The sequence below is a fragment of the Sphingobacterium sp. NPDC055346 genome (assembly GCF_053645235.1).
The window spans coordinates 397,670-418,140 of the sequence record NZ_JBSHMI010000004.1 but is presented as its reverse complement, the minus strand read 5'-3'; the positions used below and the strand labels follow the sequence as shown (position 1 = coordinate 418,140).

15 protein-coding genes are annotated in these 20,471 nt (G+C 39.2%); 8 read left to right on the top strand and 7 right to left on the bottom strand.

Annotation, left to right across the window (positions count from 1 at the left end; all coding sequences use genetic code 11):
- The first annotated feature begins 100 nt into the window (after nt 1-100).
- The 3 genes from ACWICE_RS10820 to ACWICE_RS10810 all read left to right on the top strand — a co-directional run bounded on the left by ACWICE_RS10820 (nt 101) and on the right by ACWICE_RS10810 (nt 3,582).
- On the top strand, nt 101-2,431 hold the full coding sequence (locus ACWICE_RS10820; protein WP_454298370.1) for a prolyl oligopeptidase family serine peptidase: 2,331 nt from the start codon (nt 101-103) through the stop codon (nt 2,429-2,431).
- A 581-nt stretch (nt 2,432-3,012) separates the two neighbouring features.
- The gene (locus ACWICE_RS10815; protein ID WP_454298369.1) at nt 3,013-3,267 is read left to right on the top strand and encodes a hypothetical protein; all 255 of its coding nucleotides are present in this window, start codon (nt 3,013-3,015) and stop codon (nt 3,265-3,267) included.
- 129 nt (nt 3,268-3,396) lie between these two features.
- On the top strand, nt 3,397-3,582 hold the full coding sequence (locus ACWICE_RS10810) for a hypothetical protein (protein ID WP_185216852.1): 186 nt from the start codon (nt 3,397-3,399) through the stop codon (nt 3,580-3,582).
- Between the two features lie 221 nt (nt 3,583-3,803).
- On the opposite strand, the gene smc is transcribed toward ACWICE_RS10810, so the two are convergent.
- From smc to ACWICE_RS10790, 4 genes are all read right to left on the bottom strand, one after another.
- Nucleotides 3,804-7,349: a chromosome segregation protein SMC gene (gene smc, locus ACWICE_RS10805; RefSeq protein WP_454298368.1), complete on the bottom strand. Its 3,546-nt coding sequence runs from the start codon at nt 7,347-7,349 to the stop codon at nt 3,804-3,806.
- 99 nt (nt 7,350-7,448) lie between these two features.
- Complete coding sequence (locus tag ACWICE_RS10800; RefSeq protein ID WP_454298367.1) at nt 7,449-7,922, bottom strand: DUF6882 domain-containing protein; 474 nt, start codon at nt 7,920-7,922, stop codon at nt 7,449-7,451.
- 100 nt (nt 7,923-8,022) lie between these two features.
- A complete protein-coding gene (locus tag ACWICE_RS10795) occupies nt 8,023-8,724 on the bottom strand; it encodes a DUF4397 domain-containing protein (RefSeq protein WP_185212606.1) in 702 nt (233 codons plus the stop codon).
- Nucleotides 8,725-8,869: 145 nt separating this feature from the next.
- Nucleotides 8,870-9,433, bottom strand: a complete 564-nt coding sequence (locus ACWICE_RS10790; RefSeq protein ID WP_454298366.1) for a suppressor of fused domain protein — start codon at nt 9,431-9,433, stop codon at nt 8,870-8,872.
- Nucleotides 9,434-9,579: 146 nt separating this feature from the next.
- On the opposite strand from ACWICE_RS10790, the gene htpG reads away from it, so the two are divergent.
- The gene (htpG, locus tag ACWICE_RS10785; protein WP_454292038.1) at nt 9,580-11,469 is read left to right on the top strand and encodes a molecular chaperone HtpG; all 1,890 of its coding nucleotides are present in this window, start codon (nt 9,580-9,582) and stop codon (nt 11,467-11,469) included.
- Between the two features lie 121 nt (nt 11,470-11,590).
- Complete coding sequence (locus ACWICE_RS10780) at nt 11,591-11,749, top strand: hypothetical protein (RefSeq protein ID WP_454298365.1); 159 nt, start codon at nt 11,591-11,593, stop codon at nt 11,747-11,749.
- Nucleotides 11,750-12,563: 814 nt separating this feature from the next.
- Here the strand turns inward: ACWICE_RS10780 and ACWICE_RS10775 are convergent.
- Together ACWICE_RS10775 and ACWICE_RS10770 are read right to left on the bottom strand one after the other, a co-directional pair.
- Nucleotides 12,564-13,181, bottom strand: coding sequence for a hypothetical protein (locus tag ACWICE_RS10775; protein WP_185212603.1), 618 nt, complete (start codon nt 13,179-13,181; stop codon nt 12,564-12,566).
- A gap of 293 nt (nt 13,182-13,474) precedes the next feature.
- A complete protein-coding gene (locus ACWICE_RS10770; protein ID WP_185212602.1) occupies nt 13,475-13,723 on the bottom strand; it encodes a hypothetical protein in 249 nt (82 codons plus the stop codon).
- Between the two features lie 389 nt (nt 13,724-14,112).
- On the opposite strand from ACWICE_RS10770, the gene ACWICE_RS10765 reads away from it, so the two are divergent.
- Genes ACWICE_RS10765 through ACWICE_RS10755 form a run of 3 tightly spaced genes read left to right on the top strand, consistent with a single transcriptional unit; the run spans nt 14,113 to nt 18,551 of the window.
- Nucleotides 14,113-15,087: a 2-hydroxyacid dehydrogenase gene (locus ACWICE_RS10765; protein WP_454292040.1), complete on the top strand. Its 975-nt coding sequence runs from the start codon at nt 14,113-14,115 to the stop codon at nt 15,085-15,087.
- A complete protein-coding gene (locus ACWICE_RS10760) occupies nt 15,087-16,223 on the top strand; it encodes a glycerate kinase family protein (protein ID WP_454292041.1) in 1,137 nt (378 codons plus the stop codon). The genes ACWICE_RS10765 and ACWICE_RS10760 overlap by 1 nt, the downstream gene beginning before the upstream one ends.
- A 27-nt stretch (nt 16,224-16,250) precedes the next feature.
- Nucleotides 16,251-18,551 (top strand): GH92 family glycosyl hydrolase, encoded by a 2,301-nt coding sequence (locus ACWICE_RS10755; RefSeq protein ID WP_454298364.1) that lies wholly within the window; start codon nt 16,251-16,253, stop codon nt 18,549-18,551.
- On the opposite strand, the gene ACWICE_RS10750 is transcribed toward ACWICE_RS10755, so the two are convergent.
- Nucleotides 18,548-20,122 carry a hypothetical protein gene (locus ACWICE_RS10750; RefSeq protein WP_454298363.1) on the bottom strand — a complete coding sequence of 525 codons (1,575 nt, stop codon included), beginning with the start codon at nt 20,120-20,122 and terminating at the stop codon, nt 18,548-18,550. The genes ACWICE_RS10755 and ACWICE_RS10750 overlap by 4 nt on opposite strands.
- Nucleotides 20,123-20,471 lie beyond the last annotated feature (349 nt).

Below are 20,471 nucleotides of genomic sequence, written 5' to 3'. Positions count from 1 at the left end.
TTTTATCCCGAGTTTTTTATCGTAAAATAAAGCTGACAGTTCCGCATATTCCTCCCGAATCTCGTATACTTGCCATAGTAAAAACAACAATCAATTATTCATGCATAAGATTAACCTCTTCATCTCTTGTTTGGTCCTTGGAGCTGTTTCTAGCAGCTTTGCCCAGCTATCACCTTTAACGGTCGAAAAGATCATGCGAGATCCTAAATGGATGGGTACTTCACCCTCAAATTATCGTTGGTCTGACAACAGTAGATTCCTCTATTTTGATTGGAATCCAGAAGGCAAGGATAAAGCCCAAGTTTATCGCTTGGATATTGCCTCCAAGAAATATGTGTTAAGTTCGGATAGCATTGCCAATCTGGATGAAGCTCCACAATATATTTTTAATAAGGACAAGAGCATTGCCGTATTCGAAAGGGAAGGAGATCTTTATGTTAAGAACAAGGATCAGGTCAAGCGTCTTACTGAAACTGTAGAAAGGGAAAACCCGTTATCCTTTTTGTTGAACGATGAACTGGTATTCCAGAGGAATGAAAATGTATATACCCTAGACCTGAACAATAATACAGTTCGTCAATTGACAAACTTTCAACGTGGCGCTGCTCCAAAATCCGACCGAAAGCTGTCCGATCAGGATGAATGGCTGAAAAAAGACCAAGAACAGCTGTTTGAGGTCTTTAAGGAAGAGGATCGATTAAAGGATAAACGGAAAAAGAAGGAGAATAAAGAAGCATTATATCTTGGTGACGCTTTATTGGGCGGTTTGTCGATTAGTCCCGATGGGCAATATATCACTTACCGTTTGATCTATCCTGCCAAAGGAAATAGAAATACCATTGTTCCCGATTTCATCACCCGTTCTGGTTATGTGGAAGACCTCAATATGCGTACTAAAGTGGGAAATGAACTTACACAGTTTAAGGCCTACGTATATAAAGTGAAACAAGATACCGCTTTGGAGGTTAAGGCTGCCAATATTCCGGGGATCAAAGATCTGCCAGCTTATTTATCTGACTATCCAGAACGTCTAGCAGAGCTCCAAAAAGCAAATAAAGATCGTCAAATCACTTGGGGTGTAGCTTCTTGGTCGCCTAATGCTAAATATGCGGTAATAACAGCAAAGGCTCAGGACAATAAGGATTTTTGGATCTTGAAGGTAAACCCGGAAGATGCGAGTGTGGCCCAATTGGATAGACAGCATGATGATGCCTGGATATCTGGACCTGGAATAGGAAGAGATGTCAAATGGTTGAATGACCATACCTTTTATTTCAATAGTGAAGCCTCTGGATACTCGCATCTGTACAGCTACGATTTAAATAGCAACAGTAAAAAGCAATTGACCGAAGGAAACTGGGAAGTACAATCCGTGCAGTTGTCAAAAGATGGAAAGAACTTCTATATCTCAGGAAATAAAGAGCATCCAGGCATTACCCATTTTTATAGCTTACCTGTTCAAGGAGGCAATTTATCACAGATCACCTCGATGAAGGGTGGTAATGAAGTCACGCTTTCACCGGATGAAAAATATTTGGCGATTAGCCATTCTACCATGAACAAACCTTGGGAACTGTACTTACAGAATAACAAAGTTCAAGCGAATGCCAGTCAGATTACCAAATCGACCTCTGCAGAATTTGATAGCTATGCTTGGCGAGAGCCTGATATGGTTAAATTCCAAAACCGCTATGGCGATGATGTATATGCTCGTGTTTATCCAGCCAAGAATCCGCACCCCAATAAACCGGCGGTAGTATTTGTACATGGAGCAGGTTATCTGCAGAATGTACACTATTGGTGGAGCCAATATTTCAGGGAATATATGTTCAATAACATGTTAGCCGACAATGGCTATACCGTTATTGATATTGATTATACGGCAAGCTCAGGTTATGGACGTAATCACCGGACAGGCATTTACAGACATATGGGAGGGAAGGATCTTACCGATCAGGTTGATGGTGTAAAGTATTTGGTAGACCAATACGGAGTTAACCCTGCTAATGTAGGCCTATATGGAGGCTCCTACGGAGGTTTCATTACCTTAATGGGCCTTTTTACCGAACCGGAGGTATTTAAGTCTGGTGCGGCGCTAAGGTCGGTTACAGATTGGGCACATTATAACCATGGCTATACCGCCAATATATTGAATACACCGGTAGAGGATCCTATCGCTTTCAAGAGAAGTTCACCGATTTATTTTGCCGATAAATTAAAAGGCAATCTGTTGATGTTGCATGGTATGGTGGATGTCAATGTACAATTCCAGGATATCGTAAGGCTTAACCAGCGTTTGATAGAATTAGGAAAAGAAAATTGGGACTTAGCAGTTTATCCAGTCGAAGACCATGGATTCGTACAGCCAAGCAGTTGGACCGATGAATACAAAAGGATATTCAAGTTGTTTGAAAATACCTTGAAGAAATAAAAAGCAGAATCTTCTTCCAGAATATTTTGCCAGATTCCTGTAGTTTGAACCAGGATGGAATGGATGAGAGGATGGACCAAGATCATGGTATAATCGTGCATTATTCAACGATATTTACCCCAATTACTTTAGGGGCCTATTGAATACGTCCACCTCAATATTTTGTTTGCATTGGCGTACAGGTCCTCAATCTTCGATTGAGAATGACAAGGGGATGATGGGGGAGAACCGTACAGATTCTTCACTCATCGTTCAGAATCAAAATGTTCTGGAGAGTGATTCAGAGGGCAGCGAAGAATCTATTTTTAATTTTATTGTGAAGGGTTTGTCATTACTAATCGTAAGATGAGTAAACCATTTCAAGTGAAGTATGGATAGTTCCGAGACCCTTCGGCGGTGCCCTCAGGGTGACACAGAAAAGGTATAGAAAAATATTTCACCCACGCTGGGGGTTGGCCATTTCCAAGAATCTAATTTCTACAAAGATGCCACCCCCTTTAGGGGTTTCTCAAAACATATAAATATACATTATCCTTCCGAAGGAAGCCCTTTAGCCCCGGCTCATTTCCAATGGCGGAAAAATGGAAAGAATGCCGATGCACTGTGCGATGGGAATGGCCTTGGATGCTATCAAGAAATTCTCCCATCGAAGGGGAGAATTTAGAAGAACAGCATCCTCGACATCCAGGCATTCTTTTCATGTGCGGATGATTGTGCGAAAAGCCATCTTAAATGAGCCGAAGGTTTTTGGTTTCTTTTGGGCTCCAAAAGTAACAATAGAATTGGGGTCCGTGAGCTCCTTCGTCAGTTTGGTTACTGTTGGGCTCCAAAAGTAACGAAGAATCTAAATTTTGGTTTTTTCTTAATTTAATGACATTGCCCATTGGGGGTTATTCAGCTGTTTACCATTTCTTCAAATTTTCTTCTTATCTTCAGGGAGTTACTAACCAATTAACCAATTTGTTATGAATTATAATCGACTTCTGTTGCTGATTATATCATTAACGGCAGCGGCGACCATGTTCTACTTCTTATTTGGGCCGAACAAGGATAATAAATCACTTGGCTATTTTGCTTTGGTCATATTGATAGGCACCAATGCTATCTACTTCTTGTTTTCCAAGGATTGGATCAATCGTAAACCTAGGTAATTCCTACCTTATTCGAGACATATTCCGAATTTTGGCCAAATGTTCAATATTTTAAGAAAGGTATTCCCGAAGCATTCCCGAAGATGCCTCGAACATGGGTAAAAGGAAAGGGCTAATTAAAAATGCCTGCTCTGGGACTTGATTAAAAAAATAAAGGATAAAAAAATCCCCCTAAGTTTCTTTTCTTAGAGGGATTCCATATTTATTTTGGTATTAATCTTTTAGGCGACGTCTCTTAAATCTACCGCTACAACTCTTGATACACCTTGTTCCACCATAGTTACACCGTAGATAATATCGGTGCTGGCAATCGTACGTTTATTATGGGAAACCACAATAAATTGGGATTGGTTGGAGAACTCGCGGATGATGTTATTGAACTTATCAATATTGGTGTCATCCAATGGAGCATCGACCTCATCGAAAATACAGAACGGTGCCGGTTTCAATAAATATAAAGAGAACAATAGGGCAGTGGAAGTCAATGTTTTCTCACCACCTGAAAGCTGGTTGATCGACAAAGGACGTTTTCCTTTAGGACGAGCTACAATATCGATATCGGATTCCAAAGGATTGTTTGGGTCACTTAATACGATATCACAGGAATCTTCCTCGTTGAACAGGGATCGGAATACCTTGATGAAGTTCTCACGAACGGTGGTAAAGGCGTACATGAATTTATCATTGGCAGACTGATCAATCTCTTGGATCGTGCTCAATAAGGAAGCTTTGGCTTCCATTAGATCTGTTTTTTCCTTTTGTATAAAACCATGGCGTTCATCCATTTCATCGTATGCTTCCTTGGCCATTGGATTGATGCTTCCATAGTCATCCAATTGCTTTTTAAGCTTTCTGCAGGAAGTCTCTAGATCGGCCATAGCCAATCTTTCCTCTGGGATTTCCGCTTCCAATAAATCTTGTAGCTCAATATTGAATTCAACTGAAAGCCTTTCCTTCAGCGCATTCAAGTCAATCTGTAATGTTGTTTTCTTATCCTTCAACTCAGATATCAAAGCGTCAGAAATATCCTTGGATTTGCGAAGTTGATTGATTTCATCTTCTAGATCGTTGATTACCTTTCTGGATTTAAAGAAATTTTCTTCAACTTCTTGCAAACCTTTTTCAAGCAATTCCTTTTGTTCGTACATTGAGCCCAGGTCCGTATCGTTATTGTCTACAAAACTCAAGGCTTCTTTCAGGTCATTTTTTACCGTTTCGAACTCCAACGTGAATTTTTCAATCCTTTCTTCCAGGTTCTCACGTTGCGTTTCCCTGTATTCTACATCCCTTTGCAGGGTATTAACCTTGTTCTGCTGCTGGTGGAACTTGATATTCTCTTGATTGTAAACGGTTGACTTCTCGTTCAGGATCTCGTTCAGTTCATGGTAGGAGTCCTCCAGACGGCTTAATACCGTTTGGTTTTCGGTCGCCGTTTCTTTGAATGTAGCCAATTCAGGTTCAGATTTCTCTAATTGAGCGATGATATTGGCAACCTTGGTCTCAATATCCTGTTTTCTGTTCTGGCTGCTATTGATGAAAGTTTGATATTGCTCCTGTTTTGTCTTTACGGTAGTCAATTCATTGTGCAGGCGATTCAATTGTATTCTCTGTTCGTCGATGAATTCCTTTTGGGAACTGCCTTTCAATCCGATCAGTTGACCATTCAAGTTTTCTTGGGTTTCTTGTATGATATCAATCTGTTCGTTCAAATCTTTGATTTCCTTTTCCAGGATTTCCAAATTCTTGGCTCTACCAATTCGTTTTCCTTCAAATAAACCTACCGAGCCACCAGAGATTCCCAATTTGTTTTTAGCGTATTTTCCCTCTTTTTGAAGAAGGACCATATTATCACCTGGTAGGTTGGCATCGATGTCAATTTCAGCTTCCGAGTCAATTAAATACACATCTTGCAATAGGATATTACAAAGGTTTCGGTATTTTTCGTCAACCTTAATGATGTCCATTGCCGGTATAAGAGCCTTATTGTTTTCCTTAGCGCTGTTATTTGGTTTTTGTTCGTTAATTGCATCTAAAACAAAGAAGTTAGCTCTTCCTCTTGAAGAATCACTTAACAGTTTTATGGCCTGTACAGCATCCTCTTTGGTCTCTACCACATAATGGTTCATGATAGGCTCCAAGAAATTTTCGACTGCCACGCGGTAATCTTCTTTACAGAATAGGATATCAGAAAACAAGGGAGGGTTTTTCTTCCAGCCAGCATGTTTTCTTAGGAACTTAATGGACTCTGGAAAACCTTCCAGGTTATCCACCAATGATTTGGTCAAATTATATTCGTTCTGTTTGGAATCTACAGACCGCGCTTTTCTACTCAGGTCATCTGCTGATTCTTTGAGCTTGGTTTCGTATTGGCCAATCTGCCTTTGGATTTCCTCTTCCGTGCGTAAGGCCTCATCAAATTGATCTTGTTGGATCCCTACACGTTCTTCTAATTCGGCAACTGCATGATTGAACTGTTGAAGTTCCAGTTCTTTTGATTCAGAATCATGACTGGTTCGCAAAGATTCTTGTTCCAAAGCTTCCTTTTGTATGCCTAAAACTGCCAATTCCTTTTCCAAAGCATAGATTTGGCTCTGTAGAGCCTGGCTATTTTTGGAGAATTCGTCCAGCTTCGTTTTTGCTGAGGATTGTTGTGCTCGCAGTTCTTCAACCTCGATTTTATTAGTATCTAGGTCCTGCTTTAAGACATCTAAGCTGTTCTGTTCTTCAAAAAGCTCCTCGTTCAGTCGCTTTATTTGATATTGCACATGGTTCAATTGCTGTTTATCGTTCTGCAGGTCATTGTTAAGACGGGTTTCCTTTTCCTGCAGATGTTGCAATTGCGCATTTTTGATCTTTTTCTCAGATTCATAAGACCTGATCTTATTGATATATTCCTGGGTAGCCTTTTGTTGGGTAGACAGGTTCTGTTCTTTGGCAAGGATATCCGTTTTAGATTCTTGCAAGGTTTTTTCCTTGCTTTCCATTTTGGAAAGCACATTTCTCAGTTTTTCCTGTTGCTCGGCTTCCTGATCGGTAATTCTTTCAAGATCTGTTTGAAAACCCTCAAGTTTATAGTAAGCTAAACCAATGCTTGCTTCCTTATATTCATCCTTGAGTTTGAAGTATTTCTCCGCCTTTTTTGCTTGGTTTTCGAGCGATTTTAAGTTCTTGTTGATTTCAAACAAAAGGTCATCAACCCTAGAAAGATCGGATTCGGTATCTTTTAGTTTCGATAGGGTCTGTTTTTTGCGGACTTTGTATTTAGATATCCCTGAAGCTTCCTCAAAGAGGTTTCTTCTGGAATTGTCTTTATTGGCGATGATTTCATCGATCATCTTTAATTCAATGATCGAATAGGTATCAGAACCAATTCCCGTATCCAGGAAAAGATCCGTAATATCCTTTAATCTACATTTTACATCGTTAAGTCTATATTCACTTTCACCGGTTCGGAACAGTTTTCTTGTGATTGTAACAGTTGCAAACTCGGTAGGTAATATGTTTTTGGTATTATCAAAGGTCAATGAAACTTCAGCCAGATTAGCAGCTTTACGGTTTTTGGTGCCGTTAAAGATGATATTCTCCATTTTGTCTGAGCGCAGGTTCTTGGTGCTCTGTTCACCTAGTACCCAGCGCATTGCATCAACAACATTAGACTTGCCACAACCATTAGGTCCAACAATGGCTGTTACCCCTTCATTGAAGTTGATTGTTACTTTGTCACCAAAACTTTTAAACCCTCTAATCTCTAATTTTGTTAATTGCATTAGCTCTTATAAGTAAAAAATGTGTGCGAAATTAAGGAATTTCAACAATGAATGAAATACCCTAATAATGGTCAGGGTACTCCTATATATTTTAAGGTGTTAGGCTAACACTTCCTTAAAGTATACAAATTGGGCTTCAGTGTCTTTTTGAATCCTGAAGATTCCTTTGGAAATGCGGAGGTAACCGGAAATTGCGGTCAAAGCCCAAGCGATAGGGGTGTCGATTTCCAGTTTTGGGTTGCTGAGGTATCCAAAATCATAGAATTCACCATAATTTTTGATGATATCCAATTCTTCCTTTTCAGCTTCAGAGATTTCTGGATTATCCCATCTCCAGGTCCAAATCGATTTCTCAGGATCAAGACTACCCACAATCTGAAACCCTAGATTTAAGTTTGAATTGTCCTCATTTGAAAAGCTGATGATATTATTTTCCCAATCTACGGTATAGCTGGAGAATTGGCCAAAGGCATGCTGTTCTTCAAGAATTTCTTGTTGATCCGTAATGTATTCATGCGCTTTAGCGTGAAGTACACGAAAAGATTCGTCTATTTTGGGTTTCTCAAGGCTCATAGGCCATAAATATAGCAAAACCTTAAAAATAAGAAAAGCCCAAATCATTGGGCCTTTCCGTTTTTATGGATGTATTGTAAAGCTGCCTTGTTGTAAGTTGTTAATCTGTAATGTTATAGAAGCTGTATACAAGCTCTAAAGGAAATTCACTGTTGTCCTTCGTTCCGATTAACATGAAGTTGTAATGTTTATTGTTCTCCAAATTAATTTCATCAATTTTGGCGATTACCTTTCCTTGTTCATCAGTAACGGTAACAGCAGTTTTTCCCGTAGTGGACTCCCTAAAGATTTGTGTCTGGGCGACAGTGTTAGGGTTTTCCTTTACACGGTTGGTCGATCCGACAATTTCCTGACTGCCAACCTTAAAATTTACTTTGCCTACTTGGTTGGCTAAATGGAAGAACCTAACCCCAGTTTTAGTCCCTGCATTTTTCAATTCTACATCTGGAACCCTGATAAATTCAGGTTTTTCTTCCGTTCCGTAGACCATACAACTATATACCACTGAATCAGCAAATGTGAAAGTCGTATCAATGATGGGTTGATTATTTAAGCGATCTACAACCTGTATCTTTTTGTTTCCCGGGATAGCGAAGAACATAGAGATACCTTTGTAACGCGGATCTATCTGATTTAAAAGGTTTCCATTGACTGCGTATAGTATTCCCGAACTTTTTGGATAGAAGTTAAAAAGGGAAACAGCAGGGTAGTTTAAATCTGGATAATCATCATTATCCTTTAGACAACTACTTAATGTTAATATACTTAGTGCAATGACTAATAGAAGACTATGTTTTTTCATTTGTTCAGTAAATTCTTTTTTGATTTCAATTTTTGAACGTTCAATAAAAAAACGGTAATGTTTACTGATATGCTACAGTGTTAGGGAAAAATCTTTTTTTTGTTGGATTCAAGCTTGTAGAGGAGGATTTAAATAGAGGAAGACCTTATAATGGTTTCCGTTTAGGGTCTGTTTTGGATTTTCCGAGTTGCTTGATGAAATTATCCAATCCTAATTTTTGGATATTATAGACTTCCTGTTCATAAATAGGAAGCAATTCTAACAGTTGTACAGTTGATTTCCTCCCATCCTTCACTTTTTGGGGAATACCATGTTGAACAGGAATCACCACAAAGGCGTTTAGATCGGACTCTTGGCTGACCTTTTGCCCTAGTCGGATTATTTCGCCACTATTGAAAGGGCAGTCCCCACGGAGCTGATTGGTTAAGTATCCAACAACATGTGCCCAGGTCATATCTTCAGAATCCATCTGCAGGCATAATTCAACCTTATTGTGTTGATCTGGATGATTAGCGAATGAAAGACCATAGGAGAAGGTTGTCATTGGGCTGTCTTCAGTTTTGTGAAAAACCAATGAATAGACGAATGGAAGTTTTTTCTTTACGCTTTTCTCCCGAAAAACAGCTGCTTTTGCTTGTAGGGTATTTTCCAATTGGCTGCGGAAATGTTCCAAAGGAGACTTAAGGAAATCTGGTTTTTTAAATATCATCTGAAGAATTAACCTGTTTTTTCAGTCAAAAATAGCCAATTGTGTAAAAATTTCAGCACAAGCTGTCAATTTGACTTAAAAATAACATTGGAATATAAGTTGATTACTGAAATATATAAATCTTAAAAAAATAAATTAACAAACATATGCAAGAAGAGAAAGGTACTATTTCAATTCATACCGAGAATATATTTCCGGTGATTAAGAAGTTCTTATACTCAGATAACGAAATATTTTTACGCGAGCTTGTATCCAATGCGGTCGATGCCTCCCAAAAGATCAAAAGATTAGCTTCATTAGGTCAATATAATGGAGAAGTGGGCGATCTAACGGTACAAGTGAAAGTTGATGAAGATGCCAAGACCATTACCATTTCGGATAACGGAATTGGTATGACGGCTGAAGAAATCAAGAAATACATCAACCAGATTGCCTTTTCAGGAGCAACAGAATTCATGGAGAAATTTAAAGAAGCCAATGATGCCAATGAAATCATTGGTCGATTTGGTCTTGGTTTCTATTCTGCATTCATGGTTGCCGATCAGGTTGAGATTGACTCTTTGTCTTACCAAGAAGGAGCGGAGGCTGCACATTGGGTTTGTGATGGGTCTACTTCCTATGAGATCTCTGCAGGTAGCAGAACTACCCGTGGTACCGATGTAATCTTACATATCAATGAAGAATCATTGGAATTCCTTCAAAAGCAAAGAATTCAACAGATATTAAATAAATATTGTAAGTTCTTGCCGGTTCCAATCCAATTTGGAATGAAATCAGAGTCTGAACCTGATGGTGAAGATGAAGAAGGTAAACCAAAATACAAGACCGTAGAGGTTCCAAATATTATCAACAATACACATCCAGCTTGGACAAAATCGCCATCAGAATTGACTGATGATGATTATTTGAAGTTCTACCATGAACTTTATCCACATTCTATGGATGAACCTTTGTTCTGGATTCACCTAAACGTGGATTATCCATTTAATTTGACCGGAATACTATATTTTCCGAAAATCAAGAACGAATTGGAAATCCAACGCAATAAGATCCAATTGTATTCTAGACAGGTATTCATTACCGATGAGGTAAAAGATATCGTTCCAGAATTCCTGATGTTATTGCAAGGGGTCATTGATTCTCCAGATATTCCTCTGAACGTTTCAAGATCATTCTTACAGGCGGATAGCAATGTGAAGAAGATCAACAACTATATCACCAAAAAGGTAGCGGACAAATTGAACGAGATCTTTAAATCAGACCGTAAAGGTTTTGAGGAAAAATGGTCTGATATCAGTTTGTTCATTAAATACGGTATGTTGAGCGATGAGAAATTTGCTGAAAAAGCAAATGATTTCTGCTTGCTTCAGAATGTGAACAATGAATATTATACCTTCAAGGAGTACTACGAAAAGGTTAAGGATATCCAAGTAGACAAAGATGGCAACATCATTTACCTGTATACCCAAGATAAAGCGCAGCAAGATGGCTACATTGCAGCAGCCTTGGCAAAAGGATATGATGTCCTGAATTTCAATGGTCCTTTGGATACGCATTTTGCAGGCTATGTGGAGCAACATGGCGGCGAGAAGGTGCAGTTGAAACGTGTTGACTCTGATGTAATCGATAAATTGATTCCTAAAGACGAGAAAATCGAACAGACTCTGACTGAAGATGAGAGCAAGAAAGCAACTGGAATTTTTGAGAAAGCGATCTCTCGTCCGGATATGAAGGTTGAGGTGGATGCCTTGAATGCCAATGATCTCCCAGTTGCCGTAACTATCGATGAGTTTATGCGTCGTATGAAAGATATGGCCAAAACTGGTGGTGGTATGGGATTCTATGGTACCTTGCCTGATAACTATAAGGTAACGGTTAATGGAAACCATCCATTAGTGAAACGCATTGTTGAATCTTCCGAAGAAGAAGGTGAAAAGCTAGCCAAACAGGCATTTGATCTTGCTCTATTGTCAAGAGGTCTGTTGACTGGTGCTGAATTGACAGCTTTTGTAAAAAGAAGCGTGGATTTGATTTAGGATAGATATGTGATGTGAGATTTGAGATTTGAGACTTTTCTGATGTTTCAAGAGGATGATTTCATGTTTCAGGAAATATTTATGTAGATAAAAAAGCAACCCCAGAAGGAGTTGCTTTTTTTTGAACCAGGATGGAAGGGATGCGAGGATGGACCAAGATCAAGGGATGAACCAGGATGGAAGGGATGCGAGGATGGACCAAGATCAAGGGATGAACCAGGATGGAAGGGATGCGAGGATGGACCAAGATCATGGGATGAACCAGGATGGAAGGGATTAGAGGATGGACCAAGATCAAGGAATGAACTATCTTTTCGCTAAAAAGGTAGCAGGTGTTGTATGGGCGAATTGAATTCGCCCGCTGGATGCAATCTTAATATCAATATTATCCTTTAGGGTGATTATTTCTTAAATTCGTTTAGATCAGCTAATAAAAACCCCTAGCGTGGGTGGAATCTTTTTCCATACCCTTTTTTGTGTCACCCTGAGGGTTTCCCCGAAGGGTCTCGGAACTAACCACAATCATTTGAAATAGTTTCCTCATCTTACGATGACCAAAATTTCCAAAAAAACAACAATAGATTCTTCGTTTCACTCTGAATCCCTCTTTAGCGCATTTTGAGTCTGAACAGATAGTGAGGAATCTGTATGGTTCTCCTCCTAAAGATCGTGTCATCCTTTACCGAAGGTAAAGGAACTGAACGCAAGGAAAAAAAATGTTTTTGATTTTAATTGTCTGTCAAGTTCCGAGATACTTCGGATGCACCTCAGTATGACAAAAAAACCTAACTTAATTTTTTGATTTTGATTGTCTGTCAAGTTCCGAGATACTTCGGATGCACCTCAGTATGACAAAAAAACCTAACTTAATTTTTTGATTTTGATTGCCTGTCAAGTTCCGAGATACTTCGGATGAACCTCAGTATGGCAAATAAAACTTAACTTAATTTTTTGTTTTTGATTGTCTGTCAAGTTCCGAGATACTTCGGATAAACCTCCGTATGACATAAAAAACCAAATCCTACTATCATTGTCTGCTATAATTAAACTGAAAACGTATTATAGCGGATAAATACGCTCAAAAAAAATGGGACTTAATTAAGTCCCAAGTTTTTATCATCCATGTATTTTAACATCTTTTTGAGTTCTGGATCGTTGAAATAGGCTAAGCTTTCGCTGGCGATCTTTCTGGCAATCCTGAATTCTTTCTTTTCAAGTTGGTCCGCTGCGAGGCTAACGGCAAATGAAATTAGATCTTTATTGTCTTTCAGTCCTAGGTCCTGATTTTTTGATAATTCTTCAATTACCAGATCATGGTAGGCCAGGGATTTTTCGATATTCTCTTCTTGGAAGCTAAGGAATGCTAATTGATTAGCATTGATCGTATATAGCTTACGGACTTGTTTGTCATTTTGTAGGAAAGGAAACTTGGCAGTCCATGAATCAATACTATCCAAAGAACCTTGTAAGTTGTTCTGATCAGATGCAATACTGATCAATGACGCAGAGATCATGGTTTGAACCTCTTTATCTTCCATGTTCTTTTGGTAACATGAAGTGAGAAGGGGCAATGCTGCATTGATGTTTTTGTTGACAGCAAATTTGATTGCCTTTTCTTTGTTCTCTTTATATACTACTGAATCTGATTCTTGTGCTAATGCATTTCCTGAAATGCTTAATCCTAATATAACGGCTGATAATTTTAAATACATATGTTTAATCATGGAAGCAAATCTATAAGAATTGCAAGGGAAATTTAAAGTCTTAACTTTTCTTAACAAGTGAATCTGTATTGAGATTCAATAAAGGGCGATTTTTTGTTTTTGATTGTAACAATAATTAAACATTTCGTTACAATAGCAGATGAATCCTGCTCTAAATAGCATTAGGAGGTCATATAAAAAGAAGGTCAAGTTGACATTGACCTTCTTTCAATTAAAAACAATACTAAATTATTAATACGTATCGGCTCGAAATCTATTTTTATAGCTTTAACAAATCATATCTAAACCATGGTTTTTCTGATTTGAAATTCTTCTTTTATTTCGTTGATTGCTTTCACGTTCAAAATCAGGATAGGGAAGGATATGATGCTGAAGAGCCAGACATACATATGTTCTACGACTATGCCTAATGCAAGTGAAGAAACCCAATAAAGACCTAGTGCAATAACATGAATTGAGGTTAAGGTCTTCAATCTGCTCAACCGTCTCAATAATTCGGCTTCGCTTAATTCTTGAATCTTATGTGTCATGATATTTATCTATCTATCTGATTACTAGTATAAATCTAGCAATAGATTTGCTTCAATTTGTCATGGTTCAGAAAGTTAATATAAACTTAATAATTGGGCAATATGTTGATGGATCATGACATTGAAAGTGCAATGCATGATATGAGGTACGATAAGCAACAATTGTAGCAATGGTAGGTTTTTTCCCATTCAAAAGATTTTGTTTTACAGTATCGTAATTTTCATTTTTCACCAACAACAACCGCTGATTTTTGGTGTTAACCATTTGGTAGAATCTCTATGCTTAATATTACCAATAGAGGTGATATTAAGATTGAAGTATAGCCAGTCTACCTAAAAACGATACATTTTTAGTATATTAAACTTATTGCACAAAAAACCTAATCAACATGAAGATCTTCATAAATAAACTTATCCCTGAAGTCGGCATGAAAATGCTGGCTAGACCTGATATCGATCTAATAATGCCTGAAAATCCAGAAATATCCTATGATGAGTGGATTTCGTATTGTCAACAATGTGATGCGATCCTCAATATTGGAGCCTATAAGATTGATGCGAAGTTTTTTGACCTCTGCCCTTCGGTGAAGGCTGTATCGCTATTCTCGGTCGGCTATGATCAAGTAGATTTAGAAGAGGCTACCCGGAGAAGGATACCGGTTTCCAATACTCCAGATGTTCTGAGTAAAGCCACATCTGATATTTCCTTTATGTTGATGTTAATGGTTTCTCGATTGGCATCCTTCCATAGCAATCAAGTACGTGTAGGAGTTCGATTTAAGTATTTCAATCCGATTGCAAATTTAGGCCAAGAGCTTTATGGTAAGACCTTAGGTGTATTTGGATTGGGAAGGATAGGATATGAGATGGCCATAAAATGCAAAGCAGCTTATGAAATGCCGATCATATACCATAACAGGAATAGAAATGAAGAATTGGAAGAGAAGTTGGGAGCAAAGTATGTGAGTTTTGAAGAACTCCTAGCGCAATCTGATGTATTATCTATACATGCCAATTATGCTCCTGAATACCGAGGTTTGTTTAATAAAGAGGTATTTGAGCAGATGAAGGATACTTCGATTATTGTAAATACGGCAAGGGGTGGCTTTATCAATGAAAAGGATTTGGATGAAGCGCTAAATGCGGGCAAAGTTTGGGGTGCAGGCTTGGATGTGACGGATCCTGAACCGATGTTGCCTGATAATCCACTTTTAATACATGAACGGGTCTGTGTATTACCACATATAGGTTCAGCAACCATTGAGGCTAGAGGAGGAATGGCGAGAATTGCGGCAGAGAATATTGTTGCCTTTGTCGAAGGAGAAAAATTGAAAACTTGTTTAAATCCAGAAGTCTATTCTTAATGCTCAACATTTTAATATCACCCAATAGTTTCAAAAATAGCCTAAAGGCTGATAAGGTCGCGGATGCAATTGAAAAAGGTTTGAAATCCAGTGGAATCCAGGCTAATATTTCCAAATTTCCTATTGGAGATGGCGGTGACTATAGCTCTATTCTCATCTGTAAGCAGTTGAATGGAGAAATAAAGAGCATGAAGGTTGCTGGTGCTTACCTAAAGAAAACAAAAGCTAGTTATGGTTTGATTGATTCTGGCAAATGCGCTGTTATTGAGGTGGCAGAGACCTCAGGATTTAAATCAATCCAGAACAAACTTAAAAGTCCATTGAAATCAAGTAGCAAAGGATTAGGGCAATTGATTTCAGCATTGATTGATTCAGGTATCAGGGATTTTGTGATCTGTTTGGGCGGTTCAGTTACCGTTGATGCTGGAATAGGTATGCTGCAAGCGATGGGTCTAGAGTTTCGGGATAAAAAAGGTGCAGTGATAGAGCCCTTACCAAATGATTTTGAAAAGGTGGATTCTATGGACATTTCGAAATTCAAGGAAAGGATCTTAGGTTGTGAGTTTACTGTTCTTTGTGATGTTGAGAATAAATTGTTGGGAATAAATGGGGCGGCAAGGGTTTTTGGTCCGCAAAAGGGAGCAAGTGAAGAAGATATCGAAAAATTGGAGGAGTTTTTGAAAAGCTTTGACCGATTGACAAAAAAAACGGTTCAAAAATCATTGAACGGTATGAAGGGAGGAGGTGCTGCTGGAGGGCTTGCAGCTGCATTTTCCGTATTCTTGAATGCTGATCTAAAAAAAGGAGCATCCTATTTCTGTGAGATAACAGGTTTTGATGCAGCTTTGGCACAAGTAGATTTACTGATCACTGGGGAAGGGAGCATAGATAGTCAATCATTAGAAGGGAAAGCGCCGGTAGTAGTGGCTGCCAAAGCCAAGGAAAGACAAATTCCTTGTATTGGATTGGCCGGAAAAATCCCCTTGAAGATTCCAAAAGAACTGCAGGATTATTTCCTGATGTTGCTGCCTATTGGAAATCAACCAGAGGAATTGGAGATGTCCATAAAGCATACAGAAAAGAACCTTCTTCGAACAGCCCTGCAATTAGGCAAGATGCTTGGGCAGGTGAAATAACAATTGAATCATTATTTAGATAAATACATGTTTTTAAAATCCTTAGTTTCCGTATTTTTTGTAAGCTTGGCCATTACTGTTGAGGCGCAATCTCCCGTTGGTGCTTCAAGATATGTGAATCCATTTATTGGGGCAAGCACCAACACGGCAAGTTCCTACCATGGACTTGGAAAAACTTTTCCAGGTGCTGCCACTCCATTTGGTATGACACAGGTCAGTCCCAATACCATTACAGGGGGTGATAATGGCTCTGGATATAGCTATGAGCATAAAACCATTGAAGGTTTTGCCTTTACACAGATGAGTGGAGTAGGGTGGTATGGAGATTTGGGGAATTTTTTAGTGATGCCCAGTACGGGTCCATTACATGTAATTGCTGGGAAGGAAGGTTCAGGTGAGCTCCAAGGCTATAGATCTACGTATGATAAGAACTCAGAAACTGCTAAGGCAGGTTATTATTCGGTGTACTTAGACCGCTATCAGATTAAGGCGGAAGCTACAGCATCTCCCTATGGCGGTATGCTTCGGTTTACTTTTCCTGAAAATGATACCTCGAGGATTCAAATTGATTTGGCGAGAAGGGTCGGTGGAACTTCTACCCGACAGTCTGTGGAGGTTGTAGATGGCAATACCATCAAGGGTTGGATTAAATGTGATTCAACTGGAGGAGGTTGGGGCGATGGAGATGGGCATCCCGATTATACAGTTTACTTTTATGCGGAATTTAGCAAACCCTTGTTAAATTATGGAATCTGGGCACAGGATGTGCCCGATGGACAGGAGCGGAAAAACAAGGATGTTGCGAGCCTTGATTATCAGCGTATGCTGGAACGGGCAAAGGTCATTCCTGGAGCTTCTGCTGTTGAGGCCGACCATGTTGGGTTTTATCTGGAGTTTCCTACAAGAGATCAAGAACAGGTATTGCTGAAGGTGGGGATTTCTTTCACAGATATGGAAGGAGCTGAAAATAATTTCTTTGCCGATGTGAAAGGGAAGAACTTTAGGACCATGCAGGAGATGGCCCAAAAGGCCTGGGATGATGCTTTAGGTAAAATAGATGTAAAAGGTGGGACGGAAGATGAAAAATCAATATTCTATACGGCACTTTATCATACCATGATTGATCCAAGGAACATTACGGATGTCGATGGGCGATATCCAAGGCCAAATGGAAAGGTGCATGAATCGGAAGGTTTTACCAAAAGGACCATCTTTAGTGGCTGGGATGTTTTCAGGAGTCAATTTCCATTGCAGACGATTATCAATCCAAAGATGGTCAATGAAGAGATAAATTCCTTGATCAGCCTAGCTCAGCAAAGCAATAAGAATTATTTAGAGCGTTGGGAGTTTTTCAATGCTTATAGTGGTTGTATGATCGGCAATCCGGCTCTGTCGGTGATTGCGGATGCCTATGCAAAGGGAATCCGTGGATTTAACCAAGAGGAAGCTTTGGACCTGATGATCAAAACTTCGGAAAAGTTTGGGAATTCTGACCTAGGGTATGTTCCGGTTGAATCAGGCTTTAGCATTTCTGAAACTTTGGAATATGCGTATACGGATTGGTGCATTGCCCAAATGGCCAAAAATATGGGCAAAAAGGATATTTATGAGAAATATATGAAACGTGGCCAGTTCTATAGGAATATATTTGATTCTAGAAAGGATTGGTTTAGGCCCAAACATCAGGATGGGTCGTGGGAGAAATGGCCAGAGGAAGGCCGCATGAAGGAATGGTACGGCAGTATTGAAGCGAATTCATATCAGCAAGGTTGGTTTGTACCGCATGATGTTGAAGGTATGGTGGAGTTAATGGGTGGCCGGAAAAAGGTATTGGCGGATTTGACTGCATTCTTTGAAAATACCCCGAAGGATTTCTTGTGGAATAAGTATTATAACCATGCCAACGAACCAGTTCATCATGTTCCCTTTCTGTTCAATAGGTTAGGAGCGCCGGAGCTGACTCAAAAATGGACTCGTTACATCTGTGAGCATGCCTATAAAAATGAGGTGGAAGGCTTGACAGGTAATGAGGATGTAGGTCAAATGTCGGCTTGGTATGTCCTTGCGGCTTCAGGTATTCATCCTATTGCTCCTGGAGATCCGGTCTATGAATTCACAAGTCCAGTTTTTGAGGAAATTACTTTCAAGCTTGACAATGGGAAGCAGTTCAATATTGTAGCGACCGGTAATTCTAAAGAAAAAATCTATATACAGTCTGCAAGCTTAAATGGAAAACCTTTGGAAAAGATGCAGATCAGCCATGCGGACCTCCTGAAGGGCGGTACATTGAAACTTGAAATGGGGGCAATGCCGAAGTTGAAGAATTAAGGGCTCGTCCTTATTTTTTCGTAGCCATGGTAGAGATATAATGCTCCATAGGTCCAGTTTGGACCTTTCAAACCAGGGTAATTAAATCGGTCCATCATCAAGGCGATATATTTTGTTGGATATCCTTCGGGTAGTTGAATAACATTTGGCCAAACCCTACTGTTGCTCGTTTCGTCCCATGGTGGAAGGTCCATGGTTAAGTGGCCCAATTCTTTAAGGTCAGGATAGGAATAGATAAAGACTTCTTTTTCGGAGCTGCCCGAAAAGCAGTAAAGTTTACCGTTGATTCTTTGGATAGAGGTTCCAGTAGAATTGTGCTGTACAGGACCGGCAATTTTTTTGTAGCCCTTGTCCCAATCATCGGATTCCAATATGATGGCTTTATATCCATCGCTATTTTCACAGGTCAATATGCGCCATTTATTGGCGTCCTTGTCAAATATTATGTGCGGATCTTCAATATCTCCGACCTGGCCCATTGGTTTAGCTTTCATAATGGAGAAACCAAATCTTGGGTCTTGTTTTGACTCAACCGCAAGTAATTGTTTCTTCTCATTTTTATTGGCATAGGCACTAAACCCGGTTGTGATCCCTCTCCAAATGGAGTCCCTACGGTCAAAGAAGATATGAGAGGCGACCTCGTTTCGCCATAACCCGTCCCCACGATCAAATACCACAATGCCTTCAAACTTGATGTCAAATACAGAAGGATCCATGCTAAAGATTCCTTGGAGGTGATGCGGCAATGCCCTTCCTCGCACGCTCATGCTAAACCATAGACGACCTTGATCCATTATGGGTTCGCCAGTTTCGTAGGTCAATGCGCGGATATCCGCAAGACCCATTCCTGCATTTAATTGGATGTCCACTGATTTTATTGCTATGGTCCCTTTTTGCTGCTGGGCATATAATGAGGTTTGGAATTTTCGGATTTTTTCAATTTCCCGAAGGTCTGTGTATTCTGCAAAATCCTTTTGGGCAAGGACAGTAGGTAAACCCTCATTTTGAAGGTAAAGGGTCAATCCACTGCCAAGCATCTGTAATATGAGCTTGCCTTTTAAAGGAATATCTTTTTTCTCTGGAATATAAATGGATTGATTGAAATTAATGTGCTCTGCTGGTTTTTGATGGTCAAATTCGATGTCAGCAATAAGTCCTGCTGCATAAGAAATGGAGAGTCGGACAATTTCCTTCTTATTCGGATCGGCAAATTGAAAGCCCAGTTTCCCTTCTCCAGTGATATCGCCTAAGTCCATAATATAGGTGGCAAAAGGATTAAATCCTGCCAACCAAATGGTTGATTCAGATTCAGTATTTGCTGTAATATTCAATAGTCCTTTTTCAATATTAATCTTAGCTGAATCCTTGCCATATTGATGTATGGGGTGCATTACATTTAATCCAATAATCTTTTCCGGATTAAGACTGGCCAATGGGATAGATTGGTCCTGGTCAAAGATAATGCGCTTTACTCCTTGACGGACAAATTGTATTTCGGTTGGAGCAGTTTGGGAATAAGCTGCTAACGTAAAGAATAGGAATACAAAGAATGTACTGCTTAGTTTTTTCATGATAGGTTTAGCGATTATACAATTTACGAATTAATTGGAGAATCTCCGTTTTAATTGGGATCCAAAGAAGCATCTTTATATTTTTTTCTCCAATTATGGAAAGCCGTAAAAATGGACCAAATGTTCATTTTAACTTTGAACTAGTTAGTGATTAAGAAGTCTCAATCGATCTGGTTTTGTGGCTCAATAATCAATTTAGATAGATTTAATAAGGCTGCTGAAGGAGTAACGCGCTGTTTTACTTTTTCAGGCTGTGATGCTATGAATTGAATCTATCCGGAAGCAATGCCGAATAATAATATTTTCTATACCTAAATGATGAACCTGATTAAAAGGCTGCTTATAGGGA